The sequence below is a fragment of the Actinomycetospora sp. C-140 genome, from assembly GCF_054796175.1.
This window is the reverse complement of the sequence record NZ_JBTWNF010000003.1, coordinates 44616-68447: the sequence shown is the minus strand read 5'-3', so window position 1 is coordinate 68447 and position 23832 is coordinate 44616. Positions and strand designations below refer to the sequence as shown.

General features: G+C 76.7%; 19 protein-coding genes. 11 read left to right on the top strand and 8 right to left on the bottom strand.

The genetic code is table 11. The features are described from left to right. Nucleotides 1-3: 3 nt before the first annotated feature. Entirely contained in the window at nucleotides 4-2094 is a 2091-nt protein-coding gene (locus ACR9E3_RS05930) for an ArnT family glycosyltransferase (RefSeq protein ID WP_460379142.1), read from the bottom strand. 148 nt (nucleotides 2095-2242) lie between these two features. Here ACR9E3_RS05930 and ACR9E3_RS05925 point away from each other — a divergent pair, with 148 nt between their 5' ends. From ACR9E3_RS05925 to ACR9E3_RS05915, 3 genes are read left to right on the top strand one after another with little or no spacing between them, the layout of a single operon-like run. Continuing rightward, a complete protein-coding gene (locus tag ACR9E3_RS05925) occupies nucleotides 2243-3091 on the top strand; it encodes an alpha/beta fold hydrolase (protein ID WP_460379141.1) in 849 nt (282 codons plus the stop codon). Nucleotides 3092-3102: 11 nt separating this feature from the next. Further along, nucleotides 3103-3723: a dihydrofolate reductase family protein gene (locus tag ACR9E3_RS05920; protein WP_460379140.1), complete on the top strand. Its 621-nt coding sequence runs from the start codon at nucleotides 3103-3105 to the stop codon at nucleotides 3721-3723. A 45-nt stretch (nucleotides 3724-3768) separates the two neighbouring features. Then, nucleotides 3769-5229 carry a S1C family serine protease gene (locus ACR9E3_RS05915; protein WP_460379139.1) on the top strand — a complete coding sequence of 487 codons (1461 nt, stop codon included), beginning with the start codon at nucleotides 3769-3771 and terminating at the stop codon, nucleotides 5227-5229. A 173-nt stretch (nucleotides 5230-5402) separates the two neighbouring features. On the opposite strand, the gene ACR9E3_RS05910 is transcribed toward ACR9E3_RS05915, so the two are convergent. After that, nucleotides 5403-6791 carry an LCP family protein gene (locus ACR9E3_RS05910; protein WP_460379138.1) on the bottom strand — a complete coding sequence of 463 codons (1389 nt, stop codon included), beginning with the start codon at nucleotides 6789-6791 and terminating at the stop codon, nucleotides 5403-5405. Nucleotides 6792-7030: 239 nt separating this feature from the next. Between ACR9E3_RS05910 and ACR9E3_RS05905 the strand changes: the two genes are divergently transcribed. After that, on the top strand, nucleotides 7031-9106 hold the full coding sequence (locus tag ACR9E3_RS05905; protein WP_460379137.1) for an ArnT family glycosyltransferase: 2076 nt from the start codon (nucleotides 7031-7033) through the stop codon (nucleotides 9104-9106). Between the two features lie 72 nt (nucleotides 9107-9178). Here the strand turns inward: ACR9E3_RS05905 and ACR9E3_RS05900 are convergent, their stop codons facing one another. Beyond that, nucleotides 9179-10471, bottom strand: a complete 1293-nt coding sequence (locus tag ACR9E3_RS05900) for an MFS transporter (RefSeq protein WP_460379136.1) — start codon at nucleotides 10469-10471, stop codon at nucleotides 9179-9181. Nucleotides 10472-10582: 111 nt separating this feature from the next. On the opposite strand from ACR9E3_RS05900, the gene ACR9E3_RS05895 reads away from it, so the two are divergent. The 4 genes from ACR9E3_RS05895 to ACR9E3_RS05880 all read left to right on the top strand — a co-directional run bounded on the left by ACR9E3_RS05895 (nucleotide 10583) and on the right by ACR9E3_RS05880 (nucleotide 13816). Next, nucleotides 10583-10852, top strand: coding sequence for a hypothetical protein (locus ACR9E3_RS05895; RefSeq protein ID WP_460379135.1), 270 nt, complete (start codon nucleotides 10583-10585; stop codon nucleotides 10850-10852). An 84-nt stretch (nucleotides 10853-10936) separates the two neighbouring features. Continuing rightward, the gene (locus ACR9E3_RS05890; RefSeq protein ID WP_460379134.1) at nucleotides 10937-11968 is read left to right on the top strand and encodes a DUF418 domain-containing protein; all 1032 of its coding nucleotides are present in this window, start codon (nucleotides 10937-10939) and stop codon (nucleotides 11966-11968) included. Between the two features lie 31 nt (nucleotides 11969-11999). Further along, nucleotides 12000-13157 carry a sensor histidine kinase gene (locus ACR9E3_RS05885; protein WP_460379133.1) on the top strand — a complete coding sequence of 386 codons (1158 nt, stop codon included), beginning with the start codon at nucleotides 12000-12002 and terminating at the stop codon, nucleotides 13155-13157. Next, complete coding sequence (locus tag ACR9E3_RS05880; RefSeq protein WP_460379132.1) at nucleotides 13154-13816, top strand: response regulator; 663 nt, start codon at nucleotides 13154-13156, stop codon at nucleotides 13814-13816. Before ACR9E3_RS05885 ends, ACR9E3_RS05880 begins: the two co-directional genes overlap by 4 nt. Nucleotides 13817-13825: 9 nt before the next feature. Here the strand turns inward: ACR9E3_RS05880 and ACR9E3_RS05875 are convergent, their stop codons facing one another. Next, on the bottom strand, nucleotides 13826-14188 hold the full coding sequence (locus tag ACR9E3_RS05875) for a DUF2795 domain-containing protein (protein ID WP_460379131.1): 363 nt from the start codon (nucleotides 14186-14188) through the stop codon (nucleotides 13826-13828). Nucleotides 14189-14363: 175 nt separating this feature from the next. On the opposite strand from ACR9E3_RS05875, the gene ACR9E3_RS05870 reads away from it, so the two are divergent. Together ACR9E3_RS05870 and eccB are read left to right on the top strand one after the other, a co-directional pair. After that, nucleotides 14364-14855, top strand: coding sequence for a hotdog fold domain-containing protein (locus tag ACR9E3_RS05870; protein WP_460379130.1), 492 nt, complete (start codon nucleotides 14364-14366; stop codon nucleotides 14853-14855). A gap of 49 nt (nucleotides 14856-14904) precedes the next feature. Further along, on the top strand, nucleotides 14905-16368 hold the full coding sequence (eccB, locus tag ACR9E3_RS05865) for a type VII secretion protein EccB (RefSeq protein ID WP_460379129.1): 1464 nt from the start codon (nucleotides 14905-14907) through the stop codon (nucleotides 16366-16368). A gap of 12 nt (nucleotides 16369-16380) precedes the next feature. Here the strand turns inward: eccB and ACR9E3_RS05860 are convergent, their stop codons facing one another. The 4 genes from ACR9E3_RS05860 to ACR9E3_RS05845 all read right to left on the bottom strand — a co-directional run bounded on the left by ACR9E3_RS05860 (nucleotide 16381) and on the right by ACR9E3_RS05845 (nucleotide 22375). Further along, nucleotides 16381-17772: a serine/threonine-protein kinase gene (locus ACR9E3_RS05860; RefSeq protein WP_460379128.1), complete on the bottom strand. Its 1392-nt coding sequence runs from the start codon at nucleotides 17770-17772 to the stop codon at nucleotides 16381-16383. A 194-nt stretch (nucleotides 17773-17966) separates the two neighbouring features. Then, the gene (locus tag ACR9E3_RS05855; protein WP_460379127.1) at nucleotides 17967-20399 is read right to left on the bottom strand and encodes a HelD family protein; all 2433 of its coding nucleotides are present in this window, start codon (nucleotides 20397-20399) and stop codon (nucleotides 17967-17969) included. A gap of 156 nt (nucleotides 20400-20555) precedes the next feature. Beyond that, complete coding sequence (locus ACR9E3_RS05850) at nucleotides 20556-21620, bottom strand: MBL fold metallo-hydrolase (protein ID WP_460379126.1); 1065 nt, start codon at nucleotides 21618-21620, stop codon at nucleotides 20556-20558. Then, the gene (locus ACR9E3_RS05845) at nucleotides 21617-22375 is read right to left on the bottom strand and encodes a pyridoxamine 5'-phosphate oxidase family protein (protein ID WP_460379125.1); all 759 of its coding nucleotides are present in this window, start codon (nucleotides 22373-22375) and stop codon (nucleotides 21617-21619) included. Before ACR9E3_RS05845 ends, ACR9E3_RS05850 begins: the two co-directional genes overlap by 4 nt. 574 nt (nucleotides 22376-22949) lie before the next feature. Between ACR9E3_RS05845 and ACR9E3_RS05840 the strand changes: the two genes are divergently transcribed. Continuing rightward, the gene (locus ACR9E3_RS05840; RefSeq protein ID WP_460379124.1) at nucleotides 22950-23798 is read left to right on the top strand and encodes a hypothetical protein; all 849 of its coding nucleotides are present in this window, start codon (nucleotides 22950-22952) and stop codon (nucleotides 23796-23798) included. Nucleotides 23799-23832: the final 34 nt, after the last annotated feature.

Sequence of the window (23832 nt, the reverse complement as noted above, 5' to 3'; positions counted from 1 at the left end):
ACGTCACACCACCGCCGGGGCGGTCAGGTCGTAGACGGCCGTGCCGCCGACCGTCGTGGCGCGGTAGTGCGACGCCACCCAGGCCGCGATGCGTGCCGCGTCGTCGCTGCCGCCGCTGTCCGTGGTGGAGATCGACGCCGAGCTCTCGTCACCGACGAAGTAGTGCACCGCCCCGGACGCGACAAAGGCCTGGAACTGCGCGAGCGTCGGCGCCGGGTCCGTGCCGTTGAAGCCGCCGAGCGCCATCACCGGCGCCCCGGACGCGAGCTGGTAGCCCGCGGCGGCGTTGGAGCCGACGGCCGCCGCCACCCACGTGTGGCCGGCGGCGCCGTCCCGTAGGAGCGTCGTGAGCTCGGCCGACGGCGTGCTCGCCCGGAGCAGGGTCATCATCCCGCCGCCGCGGAATCCTCCTCCGAGGCCGTTCCGTGCGGCACCGGGCGACGCGGACCCGTCGGGGCCCGGGCCGCCCGCGCCGCGACCCGGGCCGGCGGGCCCACCACCGGGCCCGGGGAACCCACGTCCGGGACCACCGCCGGGCCCCCGCCCGCTCTCGGGCCCCGCCGAGGGCAGCGCGCCCTCGTGCGTCGTCGCCGCGGTGACCACCGACGAGGCGGCCGGTCCGGCGACGCCGAGCACCACCGCGGCCGCCAGCAGACCGCCCGCGACGACCCGCCCCGCGCCCGCCCGGCCCCACGCCGGACGCAGCGCCAGGACGAGCAGCCCGCCCGCGACGACCAGACCTCCGGCGAGCACGACCGCGCGCAGCCACGGGACGAAGGTCGGCGTCTCCCGCAGCAGCGACCAGGACCAGACCGCGGTCACCGCGACGACGAGCGCCGCGACGACGAACGCGAGACGGTCCCGCCGGCGGGCGAGCGTCACCGTCCCGATCCCGACCAGCGCCGCGATCGCGGGGGCCAGCGCCACTGTGTAGTAGCTGTGGATGATCCCCTGCGAGAGCGTGAACACCGCGGCCGTGACGAGCAGGACGCCGCCCCACAGCAGCGCCCCGGCCCGGGTGCGGTCGGTGCGGGGGGCCCGCCACGTCAGGGCGAGCAGGGCGACGAGCAGCAGCAGGGCCGCGGGCAGCAGCCAGGAGATCTGGCTCGCCATCTCGGAGGAGAACAGCTGCAGCACCGAGCCGCTCGAGCGGCCGCCACCGCCACCACCGACGCCTCCGGGCCCGACGCTACCGGTCTCGTCGCCGGTGAGGCGCCCGAACCCGTTGTAGCCGAGCAGGAGCTCCACCGCGGAGTTCGTCTGCGAGCCGCCGACGTACGGGCGCGACGACGCGGGCCAGAGCTCCACGACGGCGACCCACCAGCCGGAGGCCACCAGGAGCACGAGGGCGGTGGGCAGGAGCGCGAGCAGCCGGGCGCGCACCCGTCCCGGCCCGGCGACGAGCCAGACCGCGGCGAACGCCGGCAGCACGAGGAACGCCTGCAGCGACTTGGTGAGGAAGCCGGTGCCGACGAGCACGGCGCAGAGCGCGAGCCGGCGCCACGCCCCGCGCGGGGTCTCCGCGTCGACGGCGCGGGCCAGCGCCCACGCCCCCGCGACCAGCAGGAGCACGAGCAGCGCGTCCGGGTTGTCGAACCGGAACATCAGCGTGGCCACCGGCGTCAGCGCCAGCACGAGACCGGCGAGCAGCCCGGCCGCGGGCCCGGCCCAGCGGCGCACGGTCGCGTGCAGCAGACCGACCGCGGCGACGCCCATGAGCGCCTGCGGCACGAGGATCGCCCAGCTGTTCACGCCGAAGAGCCGGGCCGACAGACCCATGACCCACAGCGAGGCGGGCGGCTTGTCGACCATGATCAGGCCGGGGGAGTCGGACGCACCGAAGAACCACGCCGACCAGCTCGTCGCCCCCGCCTGCGCGGCCGCCGAGTAGTAGGCGTTGGCCCAGCCCGACGCCCCGAGACCCCACAGGTAGAGCACCGCGGTGGCGGCGAGCAGCGCCGGCAGGCCCCAGCGCGCCCAGCGCGGGTCGCCCCGGCCCGCGAGACGGCGGGTCGGTGTGTCCGCCACGGCGGGGACGCGCGGGGCGGACGGCCGCAGCGGGGTGCGCAGGGCGGCGAGGAGCGGGGACGCCATGATCGAGCACCGTCGTCCCCGGGGCTGTCCCGGTGCTGGACGCGACCTGTGTGCCAGCTGTGCGCGCGCTACCGGTTGCACTTGACAACCACTGCCGGCGTCCGTTTCAGTACCGGTTGTACCGTGCAACCGGTCGAAGGGCGCGACGATGGACATCGAGGTCGAGGCGGGTGTGCACCTCTGCGTGGAGTCGCTCGGCGAGCCGGACGCCCCGGCGCTGCTGCTCCTCGCCGGCGGCGGCTGGTCGATGGACTGGTGGGACGACGAGCTCTGCGCGCTCCTCGTCGCCCGGGGGCTGCGCGTGATCCGGTACGACCAGCGCGACACCGGCGCGTCGACCACCTGGCCGCCGGGCGCTCCGGGCTACACCGGCGGCGACCTGCGGCGCGACGCGCTGGCGGTGCTCGACGCCCTCGACATCGAGCGGGCGCACGTGGCGGGACTCTCCATGGGTGGCGGCGTCGCCCAGTGCCTCGCCCTGGAGCACCCCGAGCGGGTGGCCGCCCTGACCCTGATCGCGACCTCCCCCGTCGACCCCGCCGCCGGTGACCTGCCCGGCCCGGCCCCGGCGGTGACGGCCGCCTTCGCCGGCGACGCACCGGCCCCCGACCCGGCCGACCCGCAGGCCGCGGTCACCGCCCTCGTCGAGGCCGAGCGCCCCTTCGCGGGACCGGGTGCGTTCGACGAGGCGCGGATGCGGACGATCGCCGCGCGGGTCGTGGCGCGCAGCCGGGACCTCGCCGCCGCGGGGAACCTCTTCCTCGCCGAGTTCGAGCCTCCGGCCAGCACCGACCTGCGTGCGCTGGCCGGTGTCCCCGTGCTCGTCGTCCACGGCACGGCCGACCCGCTGTTCCCGCTCGAGCACGGCCGCGCGCTCGCCGCGGCCATCCCCGGCGCCCGCCTGCTGGAGATCGAGGACATGGGCCACCAGCTGCCGCCGGCCCCGACGTGGGAGCGCTTCGTCGGGGCCGTCCTGGACCAGCACGTCGCCCGCTGAGGAGTCCCCCGATGGCGAAGCTCATCTTCTCGGCGGCCGTGTCTCTCGACGGCTTCATGGCCGGACCGGGAGGTGACATGTCCTGGCTGACCGAGTTCGTCGGCGGGGAGGACCCCGCGGCCGACCGCCTGCTCGCCCGCACGGGCGCCCTGCTCGTCGGGCGCGTGACCCACGACGGCGACGACCCGAACGCGGGCACCGAGGCCGAGGGCGCCTTCGGCGGGCAGTACGACGGGCCGGCGGTCGTCCTCACCCACCGGCCGCCGGCCACCCCGGTGCCCGGCGTCGAGTTCGCGACCGACCTCGCGACGGCGGTCGACCGGGCGAAGCTCCTGGCCGGCGATCGCGACGTCAACATCCTCGGTGCGGACGTGGCCACGCAGTGCCTGGACGCGGGGCTGCTCGACGAGATCGTCGTGTTCGTCGTGCCGGTGCTGCTCGGTGACGGGACGCGGATGTTCCCGCGCCGCACCCGCGACCGCGTGCGCCTCGAGCAGCTGCCCGGGGGAGACCGGGCACTGGTACCGGGTCGTGGGAGACGGAGCAGGACGGAGCCCGACCGGTCGGTCGCCTGCCTGAACGGTTCGTCCGGTTCGGTCCCGGTTCGCAGCCACCTCTCAGGAAGCGCGTAGGTACAGCGCAGTGTCGGCACAGTCGGCGGGCCGACCCTGGGAGGCGTGAGCGACACCAGCCCCTCCTCCCCCTCCGACCCGTCGCGTTCCGCGAGCGGATCCGGCGCCGGGACGCTGCCCCACGGTCCCGGTGGGGAGTGGCCCGGCGGCTACCCGACAGCCCCCTACGGCTCGGGCCTCGGCCGCCACGGCGGCACGGCCGGCACCACACCCCCCGCCGGCACCCCGTGGGCCCGGACCGACGTCCCCGGCGGCCCGCCGACCGGGCCTCCGACCTCGCCCGGCCCGGGCCCCACCCCACCCCCGCCGTCCGGCCCGCGCCGCCGGCGGCCGGTCGCCCTCGTGGCCGGCGCGCTCGCCGCGGTGCTCGTCGCCGGCGGCGTCGGCGGTGCCGTGGGCTACGAGGCCGCGTCCTCCGGCGGTGGCGGCAACACCTCGGTGCTCTCGTCGGCGCCCTCCGGCTCGGGCGAGGCACCCGCCGCGGCGGCACCCGCCGGCTCGGTCGAGCAGGTCGCCAACACCGTCCTGCCCAGCGTCGTGCAGCTCGAAGGCCCGTCCGGCGAAGGCTCCGGCGTGATCATCTCTGCCGACGGCCTGATCCTCACCAACGCCCACGTGCTCGAGGCCGGCCAGGCCCAGCAGCAGCAGTCGCCGCTCGGCGGACTCGGTGGTCTCGGGGGCGAGGGCGGCCAGGGCGAGGGCGGCCAGGGCGGCGCTCCGGTGCCCGGCGGCCAGGCCCAGGGCCTCACCGCGGTGTTCCAGAACGGCAACCGCGCGCCGGTCCAGGTGGTCGGCACCGACACGAGCGCCGACCTCGCGGTCGTCCGCGCCCAGGGCGTCTCCGGGCTCACCCCGGCGACGATCGGGAACTCCTCGCAGCTCCAGGTGGGCCAGGACGTCGTGGCCGTCGGGTCGCCGCTCGGCCTGTCGGGCACCGTGACCACCGGCATCGTCAGCGCTCTGCAGCGCCCGGTCGCCAGCGGCGGCGCCCAGAGCGGCCAGGCGACGGTGCTCGACGCGATCCAGACCGACGCCGCGATCAACCCCGGCAACTCCGGCGGCGCGCTGGTCGACATGCAGGGCCGCGTCGTGGGCATCACCTCGGCGATCGCGTCCCTGGGCGGCCAGTCCTCCGGCGGCGAGCAGTCGCAGTCCGGCTCGATCGGGCTGGGCTTCGCGATCCCGATCGACCAGGCCGCCCGCATCGGCAACGAGCTGGTCACCCAGGGCTTCGCCACCCGCGCCGTGCTCGGTGTGAGCGTGGCCGACGGCCAGGGTGGCGCGACCCTCGGCCAGATCACCCCGGGCGGGCCCGCCGCGGCCGCCGGGCTGAACCAGGGCGACGTCGTCACCAAGGTAGGCGACCGGACCATCCAGGACGCCGACAGCCTCGTCGCCGCGATCCGCTCGCAGCAGCCCGGCGCCCCGGTGACCCTGACGGTCACCTCGCCCGGCGGCCAGCCGCGTCAGGTCCCGGTGACCCTGGGCTCGGAACGCTCGAGCTGACCCGGGCTCCCGCCCGGGCACCGCACCCCGGGCGGGCCATCCGGGCGAGCGTCTCCTCCGGACGCCACGCCCGGGAGAACATGAACGGCGCTCTCGCTGCTACCGAAGCAGCGAGAGCGCCGTTCGTGTTGCCGACGGAGGCACCGTCCGCGACGCCCCGTGTCTGAGGCGGGTCAGTTGACGCAGCCGGGCGCGGCGGCGGTGATCGGCGGTGTCGACGAGACGACGGCCTTGGTACCGGCCGCGGAGGAGGCCGAGGAGGTCGAGGAGCCGTCCTCGCTCGAGGAGCTCCCGCCGCCGGACTCGTCGTCGCCGGAGCTCCCCGACCCGTCGTCCGAGCTCTCGGCGTCGTCGGAGGCCGCGGCGAGACGGTCCTGGCTCGCGCTGACCGAGGCGTCGGAGGACCCGACGGCCGGGGGCGGCATGAGCGCGGCGGCCGCCGCGGGGTTGCCGGCGTCGGCGGCGATCGCCGTCGCGACGAACGTGCGCACGCTGCGCGGGTCGACCTCGACCGCGGTGCCGTCCGAGGACGTGCTGAGCTCGGTGCTGCCGGTCGGGATGGTGCGGAACGTGACCGCACCCGCGGACAGGCCCTGCATCTGCCGGGCGAACCCGAGGACGTCCCAGCCGGCGTCGAGGGTCACCGAGCGCGAGACGCTGTCGGTGATGCGCGCGACGGCGAAGGGGTCGGTGAGCGTGCCCGCCGAGAGCAGCCGCTCGGTCGCGCCGGCGAGGAACACCTGCTGGCGGGCGATGCGGTCGAGGTCGCCGTTGGGCAGGCCGTGGCGCTGGCGGACGAACGCCAGTGCCTGCGCGCCGGAGACCTCCTGCGGACCGGCCGGCAGGGAGAGCCCGGTGTACGAGTCCTGGGTCGGCGCCCGCAGGCAGACGGGCACGCCGCCGATCGCCGTGCTGACGTCGGCGAACCCCGCGAGGTTGACCGCGGCGAAGTGGGAGATCGGGAGCCCGGTGAGCTGCTGGACGGCGCCGATGGTGGCGCGGGCGCCGGCGGCCGCGGCGGCGCGCACGACCGCGGGGTCGTGCGGCGACGGCGGTCCGGCGGCCTCGGCGGCGAAGAGGCTCGTCGTGCCGGTGGGCCCGGAGCCGGTCATCGCGTCGGTCGCCTGGGCCGCGGCCCGGGACCACGCCGAATTGATCTTGTGTCGCCCGAGGCCCTGCCCGAGGTCGACGTAGGAGTCGCGCGGGATCGAGATGGCCGTCGCCCGGCCGCCCCCGGCCGGGATGTGGACGACCGTCAGCGAGTCGGCGGTGCCGCCGCCGGAATCGCTCGCGCCCGCGTTGAGCGCCGCGAGGACGTCGTCGGGCAGCGGGTTCCCCTGCGCGTCGGTGCGGTTGTCGAGACCGACCAGCAGGATGTTCTGCTCGCCCGAGGGGGTGGGTGACGGCCCGTCGATGACGGCGGCCGCGGGCGTGGATCGATCCAGAGCCTGCAGTTGGAACCACCCGAGCGCCGAGGCGGCGAGGACGGCCACCGACAACGCGCCCACCGCGGTGCGGACGACGAACCGCACACGCCGGGAGCGCGCGAAGGGACCGGTCACCCCGCCAGCGTTCCCGGATCCCGCCGCCCCGTCACCTCCCAGTGCAGGGCATCTCAGTGTGGAACACCCATCCGTGACCTCACCGCCCCACAGTCGTCACCCGGCGATCACCCGGATGGTCTCGTCCGCGACCCGTGGCCCCTCCGCGTCGGGTCGGCGTGAGGGCGCCGCCGGCGTTCACAGCCGACGCACAACCTCGACCCACGGCGCCGACATCCACCGTCCCGATCCTCGTGACCATGACAGTCCGAGACGCCCACACCACGGAGCTGCGGGTGCCCCTGCGCGCGCCGGCGCCACGCCCCGCCGCGGCACCCGGCGCCGGTCGCCACGCCGCTCCGGGCCGCGTGGCGACGTTCTGGCGCGGCCGTGCCGCCGACCCGCGCTGGGTCCGCCCGGCCCTGATCGCGCTGCTCGTCGCGACCGCGGTGCTCTACCTGTGGGGGCTCGGCGCCTCGGGCTACGCCAACACCTACTACGCCGCGGCCGTGCAGGCCGGGACGCAGTCCCTGAAGGCGTGGCTGTTCGGGTCGATGGACGCGTCGAACTTCATCACGGTCGACAAGCCGCCGGCCGCGCTGTGGGTGATGGCGCTGTCCGGACGGATCTTCGGGTTCAGCTCGTGGTCGATGCTCGCGCCCCAGGCGCTCATGGGCGTCGGCGCGGTCGGCCTGCTCCACGCGACCGTCCGCCGCTGGGCGGGCCCGGGGGCCGGGCTCCTCGCCGGCGCGGCGCTGGCCCTGACGCCGGTCGCGGTGCTGATGTTCCGGTTCAACAATCCGGACGCGCTGCTCGTGCTGACGCTCGTCGCCGCCGCGTTCGCGATCGTGCGTGCCGTGGACGCGGGCGCCACCCGCGCCGCGCTCTGGTGGGCCGCCGCGGCGGGCGCGCTGATCGGCCTCGGCTTCCTGACGAAGATGATGCAGGCGTTCCTCGTCCTGCCCGCCCTCGCGGCGGTGCTCCTGCTCGCCTCGGCCGCGCCGCTGCGTCGCCGGCTCGCCGCACTCGCGGCCGGCGCGGGAGCGCTCGTCGCGTCGGTGGCCTGGTACGTCCTGCTCGTCGACCTGTGGCCGGCCGACTCCCGTCCCTACATCGGCGGCTCGACGGACAACACGCTGCTCGACCTCGTCCTCGGCTACAACGGCCTCGGCCGCATCCTCGGCGGCGAGGGCAACGGCGGCGGGGGCGGTCCGGGGGGCGGCGCCGGCGGCGGGAACACCGGCTTCGGCGGCAGCACCGGCATCACGCGGATGTTCAACACCTCCTTCGGCGGCCAGATCAGCTGGCTGCTGCCCGCGGCGCTCGTCGCGCTCGTCGCCGGGCTGTGGCTGACGCGCCGCGCCCCGCGCACCGACCGGGCCCGCGCCGGGCTCGTGCTCTGGGGCGGGTGGCTGCTCGTGACCGGGCTGGTGTTCAGCTTCATGAGCGGCACGATCCACGCGTACTACGCCGTCGCCCTGGCGCCCGGGCTCGTCGGCACGCTGGTCGTCGGCGGCCGCGAGGTGTGGCGCCGGCGGGGTGCCCTGACCGCCGACCTGACCCTCGCGCTCATGGTCGCCGTGACCGCCGGCTGGAGCGTCGTGCTCCTGCGCCGGACCCCGGAGTTCCTGCCCTGGCTGCGCTGGGTCGTCGCGATCGCCGGCCTCGTCGTCACGATCGCGCTCGTCGTGCCCGCGTCGCTGCGGCGGCGCGCCGTCCGCGGCACCGGGCGGTGGGCGCTGCCGGTGGTGCTGCTCGGCGCGCTGCTCGCCGGCGCGGGCGGCTCGACCGCCTACGCCCTGCAGACCGCGTCGACCGCCCACCAGGGCTCGATCGTCAGCGCCGGGCCCTCGACGGGCCAGGAGACGGGCGGCCCCGGTGGCGGCCAGGGCGGGCCGGGTGGCGGGCAGCCCCCGGCCGGTCAGGCACCGCCCGGCGGCGACGGCGCCCGGGGCGGCGGGCAGGGCGGCGGCCCCGGCGAGGCCACGACGTCGACCGAGCTCACGGCGCTGCTCACATCGTCGGCGACGCGCTGGTCGGCGGCCACCGTCTCGGCCCAGAGCGCGTCGAGCCTCGAGCTCGCGAGCGGCACCGCGGTGATGGCGATCGGCGGGTTCTCCGGGTCCGACGCCGCGCCGAGCCTCGCGCAGTTCCAGGCGTCCGTCGCCGCCGGCGACATCCACTGGTTCGTCGCGAGCGGCCAGGGCAGCGGGCAGGGCGGTCCCGGAGGCGGCGACGGCGTCGGCACCCAGATCACCGCGTGGGTCGCCGCGCACTACACGGCGACGACGGTCGGCGGGACCACGGTCTACGACCTGACCCAGCCCGCGACCTGAGTCATGCCTACTGGCTGGTATCGCTCGCACAGCGAGCGATACCAGCCAGTAACGCGTCCACGCCCCGCCGGGTCAGGCCGCGCGCGGCTCGCCGGCGGCCGCGTCGTCGGGCGTCGCCACGTCGAGCGGGTGCGCGATCTCGTCGGGACCCAGGCGCCCCAGGACGAGGGCGAGGGCACCGAAGACGATCGGCACCAGACCCGCGACCAGGAACACCGGCGTCAGCCCGACCCCCTCGCTGACCGGCCCGGCCAGGGCCATCGACACGGGCATGAACGCCAGCGAGACGAAGAAGTCGAGGCTCGTGACCCGCCCGAGCAGCGCGGGCGGGACGCGGCGCTGCAGCAGCGTGCCCCAGAGGACCTGCGGGGCGCTGAACAGCCCGCCGACCACGAATCCCGCGACGATCATCGGCCACAGGGACGTCGCGAGACCGAACACGACCATCGGCACGCACGCCGCGGTCCACAGCACGATCATGACCGTGAGGTAGCGCCGGGGCAGGCGCAGCGAGGAAACGACGACCGAGGCGATCGCCCCGCCGGCCCCGTAGGCCAGGAGCACCAACGAGTGCCCGCCCGGTCCGCCCCCGGCCCGCTCGATGATCGCGAACGGCACGAGCACCTCGAGCGGCCCGAGCACCAGCAGGATCATCAGCGACGCGAAGACCAGCGTCACGAGCAGCCACCGCGTCGTCACCATGTAGCGGAAGCCCTCGACGAGGTCGCGGAGCACCGCCGCGACGGGGTGCCCGCGGTCCTCGGCGGAGAGGTCACGGCGCAGCGGGTGCGCGGGCAGCGCGAGCACCGCGACCAGCGAGCCCAGGCACGCCACCGCGGTCGCCGCGAGCGCCGCGGCCGGCGAGAAGGCGGCGACCAGGACGCCGGCGAGCGCGGGACCCGCGCCCTGCAGGAGCACGGGGCGCACGACGCCCTCGAGCCCGTTCGCCGCGAGCAGGTCGTCGGGATCGACGAGGGCGGGCACGAGCGCCGAGTACGCGGGGAAGAACAGGCCCATCGACAGGCCGATCACCGCGGCCACGACCACCAGCACGGCGACGGCGAGCGCCCCGGCCGCCGCGAGGGCCGCGACGACGCCGATCGACGACGCCAGGGCGATCTGGACGCCCGCGAGGATGCGCTTCTGGGGCACACGGTCGGCGAGCACCCCGCCCAGCAGCGCGGTGACGATCAACCCCAGGGCGAGCGCGCCGGAGACCAGCGAGAGCTCGGCGGGCCCGCCCCCGAGCTCGATCACCTGCCACACGACGGCGAGCGTCAACAGGCCCTCCGCCAGCACCGACAGCGCCAGCGCGACCGCCAGGCGCCGGTAGGCGGACCGGCGCAGCGGGCGCAGGGCGCGCATCGCGATCGACCTCCTCGGCATCCGGGCGTCCCGGACGGTAGGACGTCCACCCGGGTCGAGGTCCACCGGTTTCCGTTGTGCCGCCGCGCCCGGTCGAGTACACCGTCACGGGTGCGCAAGCAGCGGTGGGTCGCCGAGGTCGGAGAAGACAACGCGGGGTTCCTCGCCACGCGAAGCCGCACGGCCGTGCTGGCCTCGGAGTACCGCCCGCGCGATCTCGGCGACGGCCGCGTCGCCTACGACGAGCGCTCCCTCGGCGCCGCCCGCGAGCTCTCCGAGGAGGAGGAGGGCGCGATCACCGACGACGGCGACGGCCTGCGCGTCTGGGTCGGCGACGACGCCTTCGACCTCGAGGAGCAGGTCGTCACCGCGGAGACCTAGCGCCGACGGACCGACTTTCGTCGTGCGCGGCCCCGACGTCCGGCGCTGCCGCGCGGGTCCGCGCGCTGCCTAGCGTCGATCACCATGACGCGACACGCCGCGGCGCGGGACGCGGGCACGGCCGACCTCTCGACCCCGGGCCGCCGGATCGGCGAGCTCGACGTCCTCCGGGGCTTCGCGCTCTGCGGCATCCTGGCCGTCAACATCATCCAGCAGCTCGTACCGCTGTCCGACCGCGGAGCCCGCATGCTCCCGCTCCCGGTCGAGCTGGTCTTCTACGAACGCTTCCTGTCGCTGTTCGCCCTGCTCTTCGGGATCGGGTTCGGCCTGTTCGGAGACCGGGCGGCCGCGCGGACCGCCCGGCCCCGGGTCGTGCTGGCGCGCCGGCTGGGCGTCCTGCTCGTCATCGGGCTCGCGCACCAGGTCCTGCAGCCGGGCGAGGCGCTGGTCCCGTACGCGCTGACCGGGCTCGTGCTGCTGCTCCCGCTGAGCTTCCTGCCGCCCCGGGCGTGCCTGGCCGTCGCGCTGGTGCTCCTCCTCATCGCCCCACAGATCCAGATGGGCTACGGCCTCACGGTCGCGTTGCTGGCACTCGGTTTCGCGCTGGCCCGGCTCGGCCTGCCCGCCGCGATGGGTCGCTGCCCGGAGCGGGTCGCCGCGGTCCTCGCGGTCACCGGAACGCTCGCCCTCGCGTGGGCGGTCGCGATCGCGCTCGGCTGGGTCCCGCCGCGGGTGAGCGTGGTCGGTGGCGGGCTCGGGGGGTTCCAGAGCCTCCTGCCGCCGCTGGCCGCCCTGACGACCGCCGTCGCCTACGCCGCCGCGGTCCTGCTCGCCCTGCGCACCCCGGTGGGCGCGGCGATCGGGCGGGTCCTCGCCCCGATGGGCCGGATGGCGCTCACCAACTACCTCGCCGCGACCGTCCTCTTCCTGGCGCTCGGGGCCCTCCTCGGCATCGACTCCCTCGACGACGGCGCCGCGATCGCGGGCCTGACCGTCGGCATCCTGGCGGTCCAGGCCGTGGCCAGCCGCTGGTGGCTCGACCGCTTCCGCTACGGGCCGGCCGAGTGGGTCTGGCGGTGCGTCACGTGGTGGCAGCTCGCCCCGCTGCGCCGGTGACGGGCGGGTGATCACGGCTACGGTGCCGGTCATGACCCGCCGGGAGTGGGCGTTCGACGTCGCGCTCGCGCTGCTCGTCGGCGCCGCGATGGTCGTCGTGGTCACGGCCTTCCCGGGCTCGATCACGGGCACGCTGCTCGGCATCGGGCGCGAAGCCGCCGTCGCCTGCATCGCCGTGTCGAGCGTCGCCCTGGTGTTCCGGCGGCGGGCCCCGGTGACCGTCACCGTCGTCGTCGCGCTGATCTCGGTCGCCCTGCCCGGCAACTGGTGCTCCTACGCCGCGCTCTACGCCGCGGGCGCGTACGCCCGCCGGCGCTGGACGTTGTGGCTCCTCGCCCCGCTGGTGGTCGGCCTGTCGTTCGTCGGGCAGCGGGGCTGGGTGGCCTTCCGCCCCAACGACCACGCGTTCCTGCTCTTCGTCGCCTCGCTCGTCACCCTGGCCGGGCTCTACGTGGGCACCCGCCGGGAGGCGATCGCCGGGGCCGTCGAACGCGCCGAGCGGGCCGAGCGCGAACAGGAGCTGCTCGCCGAGGCGGCTCGCGCCGACGAGCGCACCCGCCTCGCGGGCGAGATGCACGACGTCGTCACCCACCGCGTGAACCTCATGGTCCTGCAGGCCGGGGCCCTGGAGGTCAGCAGCGCGGACCGGGCCGTCCGCGCGGCCGCCGAGGAGGTCCGGACGGCCGGGGTCCAGGCGCTGCGCGAGCTGCGCGACCTCGTCGGCGTCCTGCGGGCCGGGCGCACCGCGGGCTCCGTCGGCTCCGTGGGAGAGGCGGAGGTCGGCACCGACGTGATCGACACGCTCGTGGAGGAGTCCCGGCGGGTCGGTGTCGACGTCGACCTCGACGTCACGGGCGACCCCCGCGGTCCCGGCCCGACCGTGCGGCGGACCCTGCACCGGGTGGTCCAGGAGGCGCTGACCAACGCCCGCAAGCACGCTCCCGGCGCCCCGGTGCGGGTCGCGGTCCGCCACGAGGACGGGCACGTGGCCGCGACGATCACCAACGGGGCGGGGGACCGCGCCGCGCCGGACACCACCGGCGGCGGGGTCGGGCTCGACGGCCTGGCGCGCCGGGTCCGGCTCGTCGGCGGCACGTTCGAGGCCGGCCCGGGCGAGGAGGGCGGCTTCCGTGTCACCGTCTCGCTGCCATCGTACGTCCCCACCGGAGAACGGGGAGCGCCCGCGTGACGATCCGTCTGCTCGTCGTCGACGACGAACCGATGGTGTGCACGCACCTGCGCACGATCCTCGACGCGGACGGGATCACGGTCGTCGGCGAGGCCCACGACGGCGCGGAGGCGGTGGAGCAGGTGGTGCGCCACCGGCCCGACGTCGTCCTGCTCGACATCCGCATGCCGGGCGTCGACGGGCTCACCGCCCTGGAGCACCTCGGCGCGCTGGACGAGTCCCCGGCGGTCGTCGTCCTCACGACCTTCGACGTCGACGCCTACGTGCTGCGGGCGCTCGCGCTCGGCGCGCGGGGCTTCCTGCTCAAGTCGAGCCCGCCCGACGACCTGCGCCGGCTCGTCGCGGTGGCCGCCGCCGGGCACACCGTGCTCTCGCCCGAGGCGGCGCAGCGGATCGCCGCCTCGTCGCACCGCGCGGACCGCGCCCGCGACGAGGCCCGCGCGCGGGTCCGCGACCTCCCCGAACGCGAGACCGAGGTCCTCACCGCCCTCGGGAAGGGGCTGTCGAACGCGGCCATCGGCGCCCGGCTGCACCTCTCCGAGGCGACGGTCAAGGGGTACGTCTCACGGCTGATGGAGCGGCTCGACTGCGACAACCGGACGCAGGCGGGGCTGCTCGCGTTCGCGGCCGGCCTGGTCGGGCTCGGCGGCGGCGACTGAGCCGGCGCGTCAGGCGACGGGGGTGCGAGGCACCGGACGCCGGGCCCCGGGGTGCACGCGGGCGGTCCGGGGCGGGACCGGCGCACCGGGGCCGCGCCGCGGCGCCACGCGGGCCGTGCGCGGCGGACCCGCCTGGCCGACCGACGCGACCGGACGCCCGGACAGCACCGCGGCGAGGACGCCCACGACCTCGCCCAGCGACTGGTAGTGCCGCTCGGGCAGGCGTTCGAGCAGGCCGCGGGTCACGGTGTCGATCCCGTACATCTCACCGGCGGTGAGGACCTGCCAGCGCCGGGCGGGGAAGGCGAGATCGCCCAGGACCGCGGCGAGCCGCTCGGGGAGCCCACGGGCCTCCGCCGGAACGGTCGTCATCGGCCGGTCGTGGTGTGCGGTCATCTCAGGGCCTCCGAGCGGGAGCGCAGGTCGCGCGGACGGCAGGGTGCCCCGAACGGTCGTTCGTCAATCCTGTCACGTCGACGGTGCGTCCATGATCGTTGAGACCCGCACGATCCCGACCTCTTGCTACCGGCGGGTAACCTCTCCGCCCGTGAGCACTCCGAGCGTGCTGGGCACGTGGCACCGCTTCTCCGGCTCGTGGCCGGGCCGCCTGCTGGTCAGCGCGGCCGTCTGGCTGCGCGCGCCCTACTTCCTCACGGCGACGCCGGTCATCCGCCGCCTCGAGCCGGGGCGGGCCGAGGTGTCGCTGCGCAACTGGTGGCTGGTGCACAACCACCTCGGCACCGTGCACGCGATCGCGTCGTGCAACCTCGCGGAGTACGCCATGGGCGTGCTCGCCGAGGCGACCGTGCCGGACACCCACCGGTGGATCCCCCGCGGCATGACCGTGCAGTACCTGGCGAAGGCCGAGACCGACCTGGTGGCCGTGGCGACGTTCCCCGCCGCCCCCGCGTTCGGCGACGAGCGCGAGGACGTCGACGCCGACGTCGCGCTCACCGACGCGCACGGCCGCGAGGTCGTGCACGCGACGATCAGCCTGCGGATCTCCCCGCGCCCCGCGCGCACCCCTGTGCCCACCTGATCCGAACACGCCCCCGACCGCCGCGCGACGTGCCACGATCCGCGGCGAGATGCCCCCGCCGACGCCACCGACCCCGACCTCCGACCAGGTCCACGCGTACCGCTTCGGGTTGCGCCGCCTGCAGTCGGCCCTCGTCGGCCGGCAGGCGGTGCCCGGCGCGGACCGGCTGCGCGCCCAGGGCCGGGCGACGATCGCCGGGGTGCTGATCGGCGCGCTCGCGCTCGGCGTCGCCGCGGTCTGGGGCCTGCTCGACCGCCCCGCGGACTGGCGCACCGCCGGGGTCGTCGTCGCCGCGGGCTCCGGCGCGCTCTACGTCGTGGTGCACGAGCCCGACCGCCTGGTCCCGGTGCCCAACCTCGCCTCGGCGCGCCTGGTGCTGGCCGGGCTCGCCGCCGCGGGCGGCCCGGCGGGTGACCCCACCCCGGTCGAGGTCGGCGACGCCGAGCTGGCGACGGCGCCCCGCGAGCGCGGGGTGGGCATCGTCGACGCGCCGCCGCTCCCGCCCGCCGGGGCGCCCGTGCCGCCGGTCTGGTCGGTGTGCGACACCGGCAGCCCCCAGCCCGGCGCCGCCCGCCCCTGGGAGCGGCCGCGGGTGTGGACGACGGTGCTCGCCGGGGCCCAGGTGCCCGCACGTCCCCTCGAGCCCGGTCGCGGGCTCCTGCTCCGCGACCGCTTCCTCGGCACCTGGCTGGTGCACGACGGCGTCCGGTCGCGTCTGGACCTGCGCGACCCCGCCGTCGTGGTCGCCTTCGGCCTCACCGGCCAGCTGCCCCGACCGGTGAGCACGAGCCTGCTCAACACGCTGCCCGAGGGCGCCCCCGTCGTCGCGCCGGTGATCGCGGGGCGGGGCGAGGTGCCGCCGACCGGCCCGCTCGTCGGCGAACCGGTCGGCGGGGTCGTGCGGCTGGTCGGGCCGGGCACGCCCGACCGCTGGTACGTGGTGCAGCGCGAGGGGGTGCAGGAGGTGCCCGAGGTCGTCGCCCGGCTGGTGCGCCTCGCCGACCCGGATCCCGCCCGCGCCGGCGCGCCGGTGCCGATCGTGTCGCCGGGCCAGCTGCGCCCGCTCGGGACCGCCCGCGGCATCGCCGTGAGCGCCTACCCCGATCCCGTCCCGCGCGCCGTGCCGATGGCGGAGGCGCCGACCACGTGCGCGAGCGCCGACGGCGGCGGGCCCGCGGTGCTCACCGTCGGCGCCGAGCCCCCGGCCACCGCCACGCCGCCGACGACCCTGGCCCAGGCCGACGGCTCGGGCGAGCGGGTGGACGCGGTCGCGGTGCCCGGCGGCGGCGTGACCGTGCGGGCGGTGCCGGCGGGCCGCCCGGACGCGCCGGGCAGCCCCACCGTCGTGTCCGGGTCCGGGACCGCCTCCGCGGTGCCCGACCCCGCGACCGCCGAGGCACTCGGCCTCGGGACGGCGTTCCCGCCCGCCCCGCAGGCCGTGGTCGGCCTGCTGCCCGCCGGGCCGGTGCTCTCCGTCGCGGACGCGCTGACGCCCCTGCCCGCCGGGGGCTGAGCTCCCGGGGCCCTACGGGACGACGGCGGTGGTCGTCGTGGTCGTCGTCGGGGGCACCACCGGCGGCGGTACCGCCGCGGGCGGGGTCGTCGTCGTGGTCGTGGTCGTCCGCGTGGTGGTGGTCGTCCGCCGCTCGGTGGTGGTGCGCCGGGTGCGCGGGGCCGTCGCCACCTCGGTCTCGTCCCGGGTGGTCGTGGTGACCTGCGGGGCGACCGGCAGGGGCGGCGGGGGCGGCGCGAGGGTCGCCGACGGCACCGGGGGCGGCAGCGGCTGGTCGTTCGAGAGCACGGCGTACGCGACGGCCGATCCGGCGACGAGGAGCACGGCCGCCGCCGCGGCGATCGCGGCGGCGATCCGGCGACGCCGCCGTCCCGGCTGCGCGAGCGGGGACGCGCCGGTCGTGTCGAGCTCCGGGGCGACGGCCACCACGCCGACGGCGGCGGGCTGGGCCGCGAGCGGTCCGGAGCCGTTGACGACGGCGGTCGGCGCGGTCATGAGGACCGGCGAGAGCACGGTCTCGGCCTCCATGCCCACCTCGCGCGAGACCCCGCGCAGGGCCGCCACCACCTCGTCCGCCGTCGGCCGGTCGCCCGGGTCGTCAGCGGTCATGGCGGTCAGCAGCGCCTCGAGGCCGGGCGGCAGCCCCGGGGGCACCACCGGGCGACGGTGCAGACGGGCGACCGCGGCCTCGAGGGCGTTGCCCGGGTACTCGCGGCGCCCGGTGAGGCACTCGATGAGCACGAGGCCCAGCGCGTAGATGTCGACGGCGCCGTCGATCGGTTCGCCGCGGACCTGCTCGGGGCTCAGGTACGAGGCCGTCCCGATGACCATGCCCGCCGCCGTGACCGGCGCGGCGTCGTGGACGGCGGCGATGCCGAAGTCCGAGAGGTGCGCGCGGCCCTCCGCGTCGAGCAGCACGTTGCCCGGCTTGACGTCGCGGTGGACGACGCCGCGGCGGTGCACGTAGGCGAGCGCGTCGGCGAGGGCCGCGCCGAGCGCGACGACGTCCACCACGGGCAGCGGGCCGGTGCGCACCCGCTGCGCGAGGGTGTCGCCCTCGATGAGCTGCATGACGAAGTACGCGCGGCCGTCCTCGTCACCGACGTCGTAGACGGTGACGAGGCCGGGGTGCGACAGCCCGGCGAGGGTGAGCACCTCACGGCGGTGGCGGGCCTCCTGGCCCTCCTCGATGTCGCCGATCTTCTCGGCGGGGTCGGCCGGGTCCCCCGGCTGGGCGTCGGGCGCCGCGGCCGAGCCGGCGGCGTTGAACATCTTGATGGCGACGTCGCGGCCCAGGAGCTCGTCGCGGGCGCGGAAGACGTCGGCCGCGCCACCTCGCCCGATGAGGTCGCCGACGGTGTAGCGGCCGCCCACCATCGCGGGCGGACCGGTGTCGGTGCTCAACAGCCCGCCCTCCTCCCGGTGCGCGGTCCGCCCCGATCATCCCGTACGGCCGGTCCCTCGTCTGCGTGACGTCCCGGGCGGCGCGTCGCCCGAACGGGGGGTTGCCGGCGGCGGTGATCGCGGCCTCGGCCGTGCCGCACGTCACGGAACACGTGCGGCCCCTGCCCGGTGGTTCGACGTGGCGGGTTGCGGCGTTACCCCGTCAGGCGACCGAGGACGTCCGGTAGGGCGTCCGGGTGCACGACCGCCAACGACCGGGTGGCCCGGGTGAGGGCCACGTAGAGGTCATTGAGCCCGCGGGGGGAATCGCCGACGATCCCGGCCGGGTCGACGAGCACGACCGCGTCGAACTCGAGGCCCTTGGCGTCGGCGACCTCGCACACGACGATCTCGGAGCCCAGGTCGACGCCGTCCGCCGTCCCCTCCGCGGTCTCCCCCGGCCCGGCGGTGACACCGAGCGCGTCCGCGAGGGCCCCCACCCGCCCGCCCGGGGCGAGCACGGCCACGCGGCCGGCGCCCTCGGCGTCGACCACCGCGTCGCGCGCCGCGCGGGCCCGCTCGGCCGCGGCGGCGACGAGCTCCGGTGCGTCGACGCGCACCGCGACCGGCGCGACGCCGGACTCGCGCACCGACTCCGGGGGCGTCGCGGAGGGGTCGATGGCGGCCAGCACGTCCGCGGCGACGGCCATGATCTCGGCCGGCGTGCGGTAGTTGACCGTGAGCACCTCGCGGCGCCAGCGCTTCGCCACGTACGGCGAGAGCACCTCGCCCCACGAGGACGCGCCGCCCCGGGCGCCGGTCTGGGCGACGTCGCCGACCAGCGTCATCGACCGGCTGGGGCAGCGGCGCATGAGCACCCGCCAGGCCATCGGCGAGAGCTCCTGCGCCTCGTCGACGATCACGTGGCCGAACGTCCAGGTGCGGTCGTCGGCGGCGCGCTCGGCCGCGGAGGCGTAGGTGGCCTCCCGGGTGCGGTCGGCGAGCACGCTCGCGTCGACGACGTCGGTGGGACGCAGGAGCTCGGGGTCCCAGTCCTCCTCCATCGCGAGGATCTCCAGCACGCCGGCGGCGTAGGCCTCGTCGGCCTCGCGCTTGCGCTCCTCTGCCTCGCGGGCGGCGGTGTCGTCCTCGCCGAGCAGCTCCGCGACCTCGTCGAGCAGCACCGCGTCGGCGGGGCTCCACCAGGTGCCGTCGAGGAGATCCGCGGGTGCATCGTCGCGGGCGAGCCGGTCGCGGTCGGCGTCCGACCAGCCGCGCGTGGCCGCCCGCAGGCGCCGCGGGGAGGTCCAGAGGTCGGCGAGCAGCTGCGGCGGCGTGATCGTGGGCCACAGGTCGTCGAGCACCGCCCGCAGGTCGGGGTCGGCGCGCAGCCCGGCGCGGACGTCGGCGAGGTCGCCGCGGTCGAGCAGGTTGCTCCGACCGTCGAGGTCCTTGCCCACCCGGTCGACCTCGCGGCGCGCGAGCTGGTCGACCACCTCCCGGACGAAGGTGCGCTTGGCGTCGTTGTGCGGGCGGCGGGTGCGCCGGGCCCGGGTGCGCGCCTGGGCCACGACGTCGCGGTCGACCACGACGGGCTCGCCGTCGACGGTGAGCCCGATCGGCTGCCGGGGCAGCTCCTGGCGGTCGCGCACCGCGGTGGAGAGCACCTTGGTCATCTCGACGTGGCCCTTGAGCGCCGCGGTCGCCGCGGGCTCGGCGCGGCGGGCGGACAGACCGGGGTAGAGCTCGCCGACGGTCGAGAGCAGCACGCTCGTCTCACCGAGCGAGGGCAGCACCTGCTCGATGTAGTGCAGGAACGTCGGGTTGGGGCCGACGACGAGCACGCCGCGGCGGGCCAGCTGGCGGCGGTGGGTGTAGAGCAGGTACGCCGCGCGGTGCAGCGCCACCGCGGTCTTGCCCGTGCCCGGGCCGCCCTCGACCACGACCACGCCGTTGGCGCTCGAGCGGATGACCCGGTCCTGCTCGCCCTGGATGGTCGCGACGATGTCGCCCATGCGCCCGGTGCGCCCCGCCGAGAGCGCCGCGAGCAGCACCGCCTCGCCGGTCAGCCCGGTGCGCTGGGCGACGGTGGCGCCGAGCCTCGCCGCCTCCTCGAGGTCGAGGATCTCGTCGTCGACCGCGGTCACCCGGCGGCTGCGCGAGCGGATGTGCCGGCGGCGGCGCACGCCGTCGGGCGAGGCCGCCGTGGCCGTGTAGTACGGCCGCGCCGCCGGGGCGCGCCAGTCGACGAGCAGTGGCTCGTAGTCGTGCTGGTCGTCGAGCAGGCCGAGGCGCCCGACGTAGAGCACGTCCTGGTCGAGCCCCTCGATCGCGTCGGGCGCGCCGTCGACCGGCGGGGGCGGCGGGCGGTCCGGGTCGAGGTCCAGGCGCCCGAAGCACAGCCCGTTCTCGACCGCCGAGAGCGTCGCGAGCTGCTCGGAGTACATCTGGGCCGCGGCGTCGCGCTCGGAGACGGCCTGGGGCGTCCCGGTGGTCTCCTCGCGCAGGACGCGCGCGAGCAGCGCCGCGGTCTCGGTCCGGCGCTCGTCGAGCTTGCCGTAGAGCATGGTCACGTAGGGCTGCTCGCCGGCGACCGGATCGGTGGCAGGGTCGACGTCGGGCTCGGCGGACGGGGTCGTACTCCTCACGCGGGCCTTCTCCAGCGTCTCGGGCTCCGGCGCCGGTGGCCGGGACGACCATCCACCGTAGCCCCGCACCCCGACACCGTGCCGCCGAGCAGCCGATCGACCCGGGGTGATCCGGTGCCGGTGTCCGGTCCGCGAGGCGGGCGTCCGTCCGGCGAGTCAGCCGGGGGTGTTCCGGAAGACGTCGGGCCCGTCGGCGCCGTCGGGGCCGGGCTCGGCGGTCCGGCGCACCCGGTCCTGGGTGGCGAGCACCTCGAGGTGGGCGTCGGTCTCCAGCACCGCGAGCATCCGGTTGAAGACCTCCATGTCCTCGAGACGCAGTTCGCGGCGCGTCCAGCGCAGCGCGCCGGCGATCTCGGCCGCGGTGGTCATCCCGTCGTCGACCGCCGCGGCGATCTCGTCGAGACGCTTGTCGTGGTGGGCGAGGAGCTCGTCGACGCGGGCGTGGACGCTCGGCGCGACCGGCCCGTGGGCGGGCAGCAGCAGCCGGTCGGGCTCGGCCCGCAGCGCGGCGAGCGAGGCCAGGTAGCGGATGAGGGCGCCGGGCCGGGCGGCCGGCTCGAAGCCGATCGACGGCGTGATGTGGGGCAGGACGTGGTCGCCGGCGTAGAGCATCGTCGCGTCGGCGGCGGTCTCGTCCACGAAGACGAGGTGCCCGCGGGTGTGGCCCGGGGTCTCGCGGGCGATCAGCCGGCGCCCGCCCGCGCGGAGCTCCTGGCCGTCGGTGAGCCACTCGTCGGGGTCGGCGAAGTCCTCGCTCGGGGGCGGCTCGGCCTCGGCGAGCCAGACCCGGACCGCGGCGGCCAGCTCGGGCGCGCCGGCCTTGTCGAGGCCAGCGACCTGCGCGTTCAGGCCCTCGTCGCGGGTGCGGACGACCTCCAGGGACTCGGCCTCACCCGCGCCGAGCGCGACCCGCCCGCCGTGCTCGCGGCGCAGCGCCACGGCCTGGCTGTAGTGGTCGCGGTGCACGTGCGTGACGAGGAAGCGGCGCACGTCGCCCGGCTCGGCGCCCAGCTCGCCGAGCAGCCGGTGCAGGACGTCCCGCGAGGCGTCGATCGCCCAGCCGCCGTCGACGAGGGTCAGGTCGGCGCCGTCGGCGGGGCTGAGCACGTAGACGTTGACGGCGCGCAGGGCGTCGCTCGGCAACGGCAGCGGGAGGCGGTGCACCCCGGGGGCGACCGTCTCCAGCTCGGGTCGGCTCCAGGCGTGCCGGTCGGAGATCACTCCCCGGAGGATGCCCCTGCCCCGGCGGTCGCCGCCTCTCGGGGGTCGTCCCCGGTGCCGACCGCCGCGTCCGACCCGGCCGCGTCGCTCGAGACCGTCTCGGCCCCGTCGGCGTCCCGGGCGGCCGCCCGGCGGGCGCCGGCGACACCGAAGTGGTCCCCGCCCTTGCGGCGCACGTCGTCGGTGCCCCACGCGCGCGTGCGCTCGACCGGGACCAGCTGCGGGATGTGCTTGCGGCAGTGGATGTAGGCCTCCTCCACGGTGACCTCCACCCACATCTCCGCACGGCGGCCCGGGGCGCCCTCCTCGGGCAGGTCGGGGTGCTCGCCGCGCAGCTCCTCGTCGGTGACCAGGCGGGCCGCACCGTTGACGTGCAGACCGATGAGCTCGTCGGTGAAGTCGATCATCATCAGCCCGACGTGCGGGTTCTCGCTGATGTTGCCCATGCTCGCCATGACCCCGTTGCCGCGGTACTCCGGCCAGGCCACGTGCCGGTCGTCGAGCACCCGCAGGAACCCGGGCGGGCCCGCGCGCAGCGTCGAGTCGCACTCGCCGTGGGCGTCCGCCGTCGCGACGAACGCCATCGTCATCCCCGCGATGAACTCCTGCATCGACGGGACGAGCCGGTCGCACACCTGGTCGGAGTAGAAGCGGTCCGCCCGCGCGGTGGCCCCGAGGGACTCCTGCAGCGCGTGCTCCCCGGCGGAGCCGGGACGCTCGGGATGGGGATCGGGGTGGGACGCCCGGTCGCTCATCGACGCCTCTCTGCGGCCCACTCACGGGGACCACGGGTTGTCGCCGCAGCCGCGGGGCGGGCCCACGCCCGTTGATCCGGACTACGTCGGTCGGGGAACAGCCACCGATGGAACCCCTCATATCGGGCCCTGTCGAGCCCGCTGCGTGCCGCACCGCTCACCCGGAGCAACGCCTCGGCAGGTCGACCAACGGGTTGTGCTCCGAACAGCCGCACTTGACTGTGACGTACGTCACGCCGTGATGTGGCCGAGACCTGTCCGCGCCAGGCCCGTGACCGACGCCGAGGGCCTGAGCAGCCCGGACGCCGCGTGACGGGTCGCGCGCCGACCGCGACGACCGGTGACCGACCGCGCCGCGGGCCTTCCCCCGGTGCCTAGTGTGGCTGCTGTCCGGCCACCCGTGGCAGCTGGTGCCGGACCCGCGCCCGTTCCGCCCGTGGCCTGTCCGGCGGGTGCGGCCCCCGACCCAGCGCGGACAGGCCGAACGCCGACGCACCGGACTCCCCACCGGCGACGCGGCGCCTGGCTCGCTCCCCCTCGGCCAGGTCGATCGGCGGCGCGACGGAGACCACGCATGGCCCGACACCGTGCGGCGCCCGCCCGAGCGGCGACGCCACCCCCTGCTCCCGCCGTCCCCGATCACGGCGCCCCGACCGGCACCGCGTCCCGCACCGCGGTCGCGGAGCGTCCCGGTGGCGCCGGCGGCGACCTCGGCGCCCTGCTGCCCCGCCAGGGCGGCCTGACCGAGGCGCACCCGTCCGGTCCGCTGCCACGGTCGCGGCGGGCCGCGACCCGTCCGGCGCCCGGCGGCGCGGACGCGGGCCCCCGGGCGTCGGAGACGTCGCCCCTCGACCTCGCCGCCATCGCCCTGGCGGCCGCGAGCACCCGCCAGGGCGGCCTGCCCGCTCCGGGTACGTCGCCCGCCGGCACGGCCGTGCCGCGCACCGCGGCCGACGAGCCGCCCGGCGGACCGACCACCGGCGGGACGCCGCGCCCGGCCTACCCGGCGGCGGTCCCGAGCGCCCTGGCGCCCCCGACGCCCTCGCACCCGCTCCCGGCGGCCGGGCGCGGCGGTCGTGTCGACCCGCGCCGCCGCGTCCCGCTGCCGACCCGCACGGCCGGTGCGCTCGCCCTCCTGGGTGCGCTCGCGGGCGGTGGGGTGGCGGTCATCGGCGGCGGCACGATGCTCGCGTCGGACCGCACGCCGGTGACCGGCGAGCTGCCGGCACCCGAGCTGGCCGCCGGCAGCGCCGCCGCGGCCGCGACCGTCGGCGGTCAGCACGACCAGCCGCAGGCCCGGCACGACCAGCAGCAGAGCGGTCGCCACCGCGCCGACGGCACCCGCGGTGACGCCGGGTCCACCTCCTCGGAGGCCGGCTCGTCGGGCTCGTCGGGCGGCACCGCCGACGCCGGCGGCTACTGACCCGGACGACCGACCCGCAGACGACGGGGCGGTC

Bases quoted from the DNA above. Each gene is read 5' to 3' on its own strand.
- ACR9E3_RS05930 (WP_460379142.1), bottom strand. From the start codon at position 2,094: ATGGCGTCCCCGCTCCTCGCCGCCCTGCGCACCCCGCTGCGGCCGTCC.
- ACR9E3_RS05925 (WP_460379141.1), top strand. From the start codon at position 2,243: ATGGACATCGAGGTCGAGGCGGGTGTGCACCTCTGCGTGGAGTCGCTC.
- ACR9E3_RS05920 (WP_460379140.1), top strand. From the start codon at position 3,103: ATGGCGAAGCTCATCTTCTCGGCGGCCGTGTCTCTCGACGGCTTCATG.
- ACR9E3_RS05905 (WP_460379137.1), top strand. From the start codon at position 7,031: ATGACAGTCCGAGACGCCCACACCACGGAGCTGCGGGTGCCCCTGCGC.
- ACR9E3_RS05900 (WP_460379136.1), bottom strand. From the start codon at position 10,471: ATGCGCGCCCTGCGCCCGCTGCGCCGGTCCGCCTACCGGCGCCTGGCG.
- ACR9E3_RS05890 (WP_460379134.1), top strand. From the start codon at position 10,937: ATGACGCGACACGCCGCGGCGCGGGACGCGGGCACGGCCGACCTCTCG.
- ACR9E3_RS05885 (WP_460379133.1), top strand. From the start codon at position 12,000: ATGACCCGCCGGGAGTGGGCGTTCGACGTCGCGCTCGCGCTGCTCGTC.
- ACR9E3_RS05875 (WP_460379131.1), bottom strand. From the start codon at position 14,188: ATGACGACCGTTCCGGCGGAGGCCCGTGGGCTCCCCGAGCGGCTCGCC.
- eccB (WP_460379129.1), top strand. From the start codon at position 14,905: ATGCCCCCGCCGACGCCACCGACCCCGACCTCCGACCAGGTCCACGCG.
- ACR9E3_RS05845 (WP_460379125.1), bottom strand. From the start codon at position 22,375: ATGAGCGACCGGGCGTCCCACCCCGATCCCCATCCCGAGCGTCCCGGC.
- ACR9E3_RS05840 (WP_460379124.1), top strand. From the start codon at position 22,950: ATGGCCCGACACCGTGCGGCGCCCGCCCGAGCGGCGACGCCACCCCCT.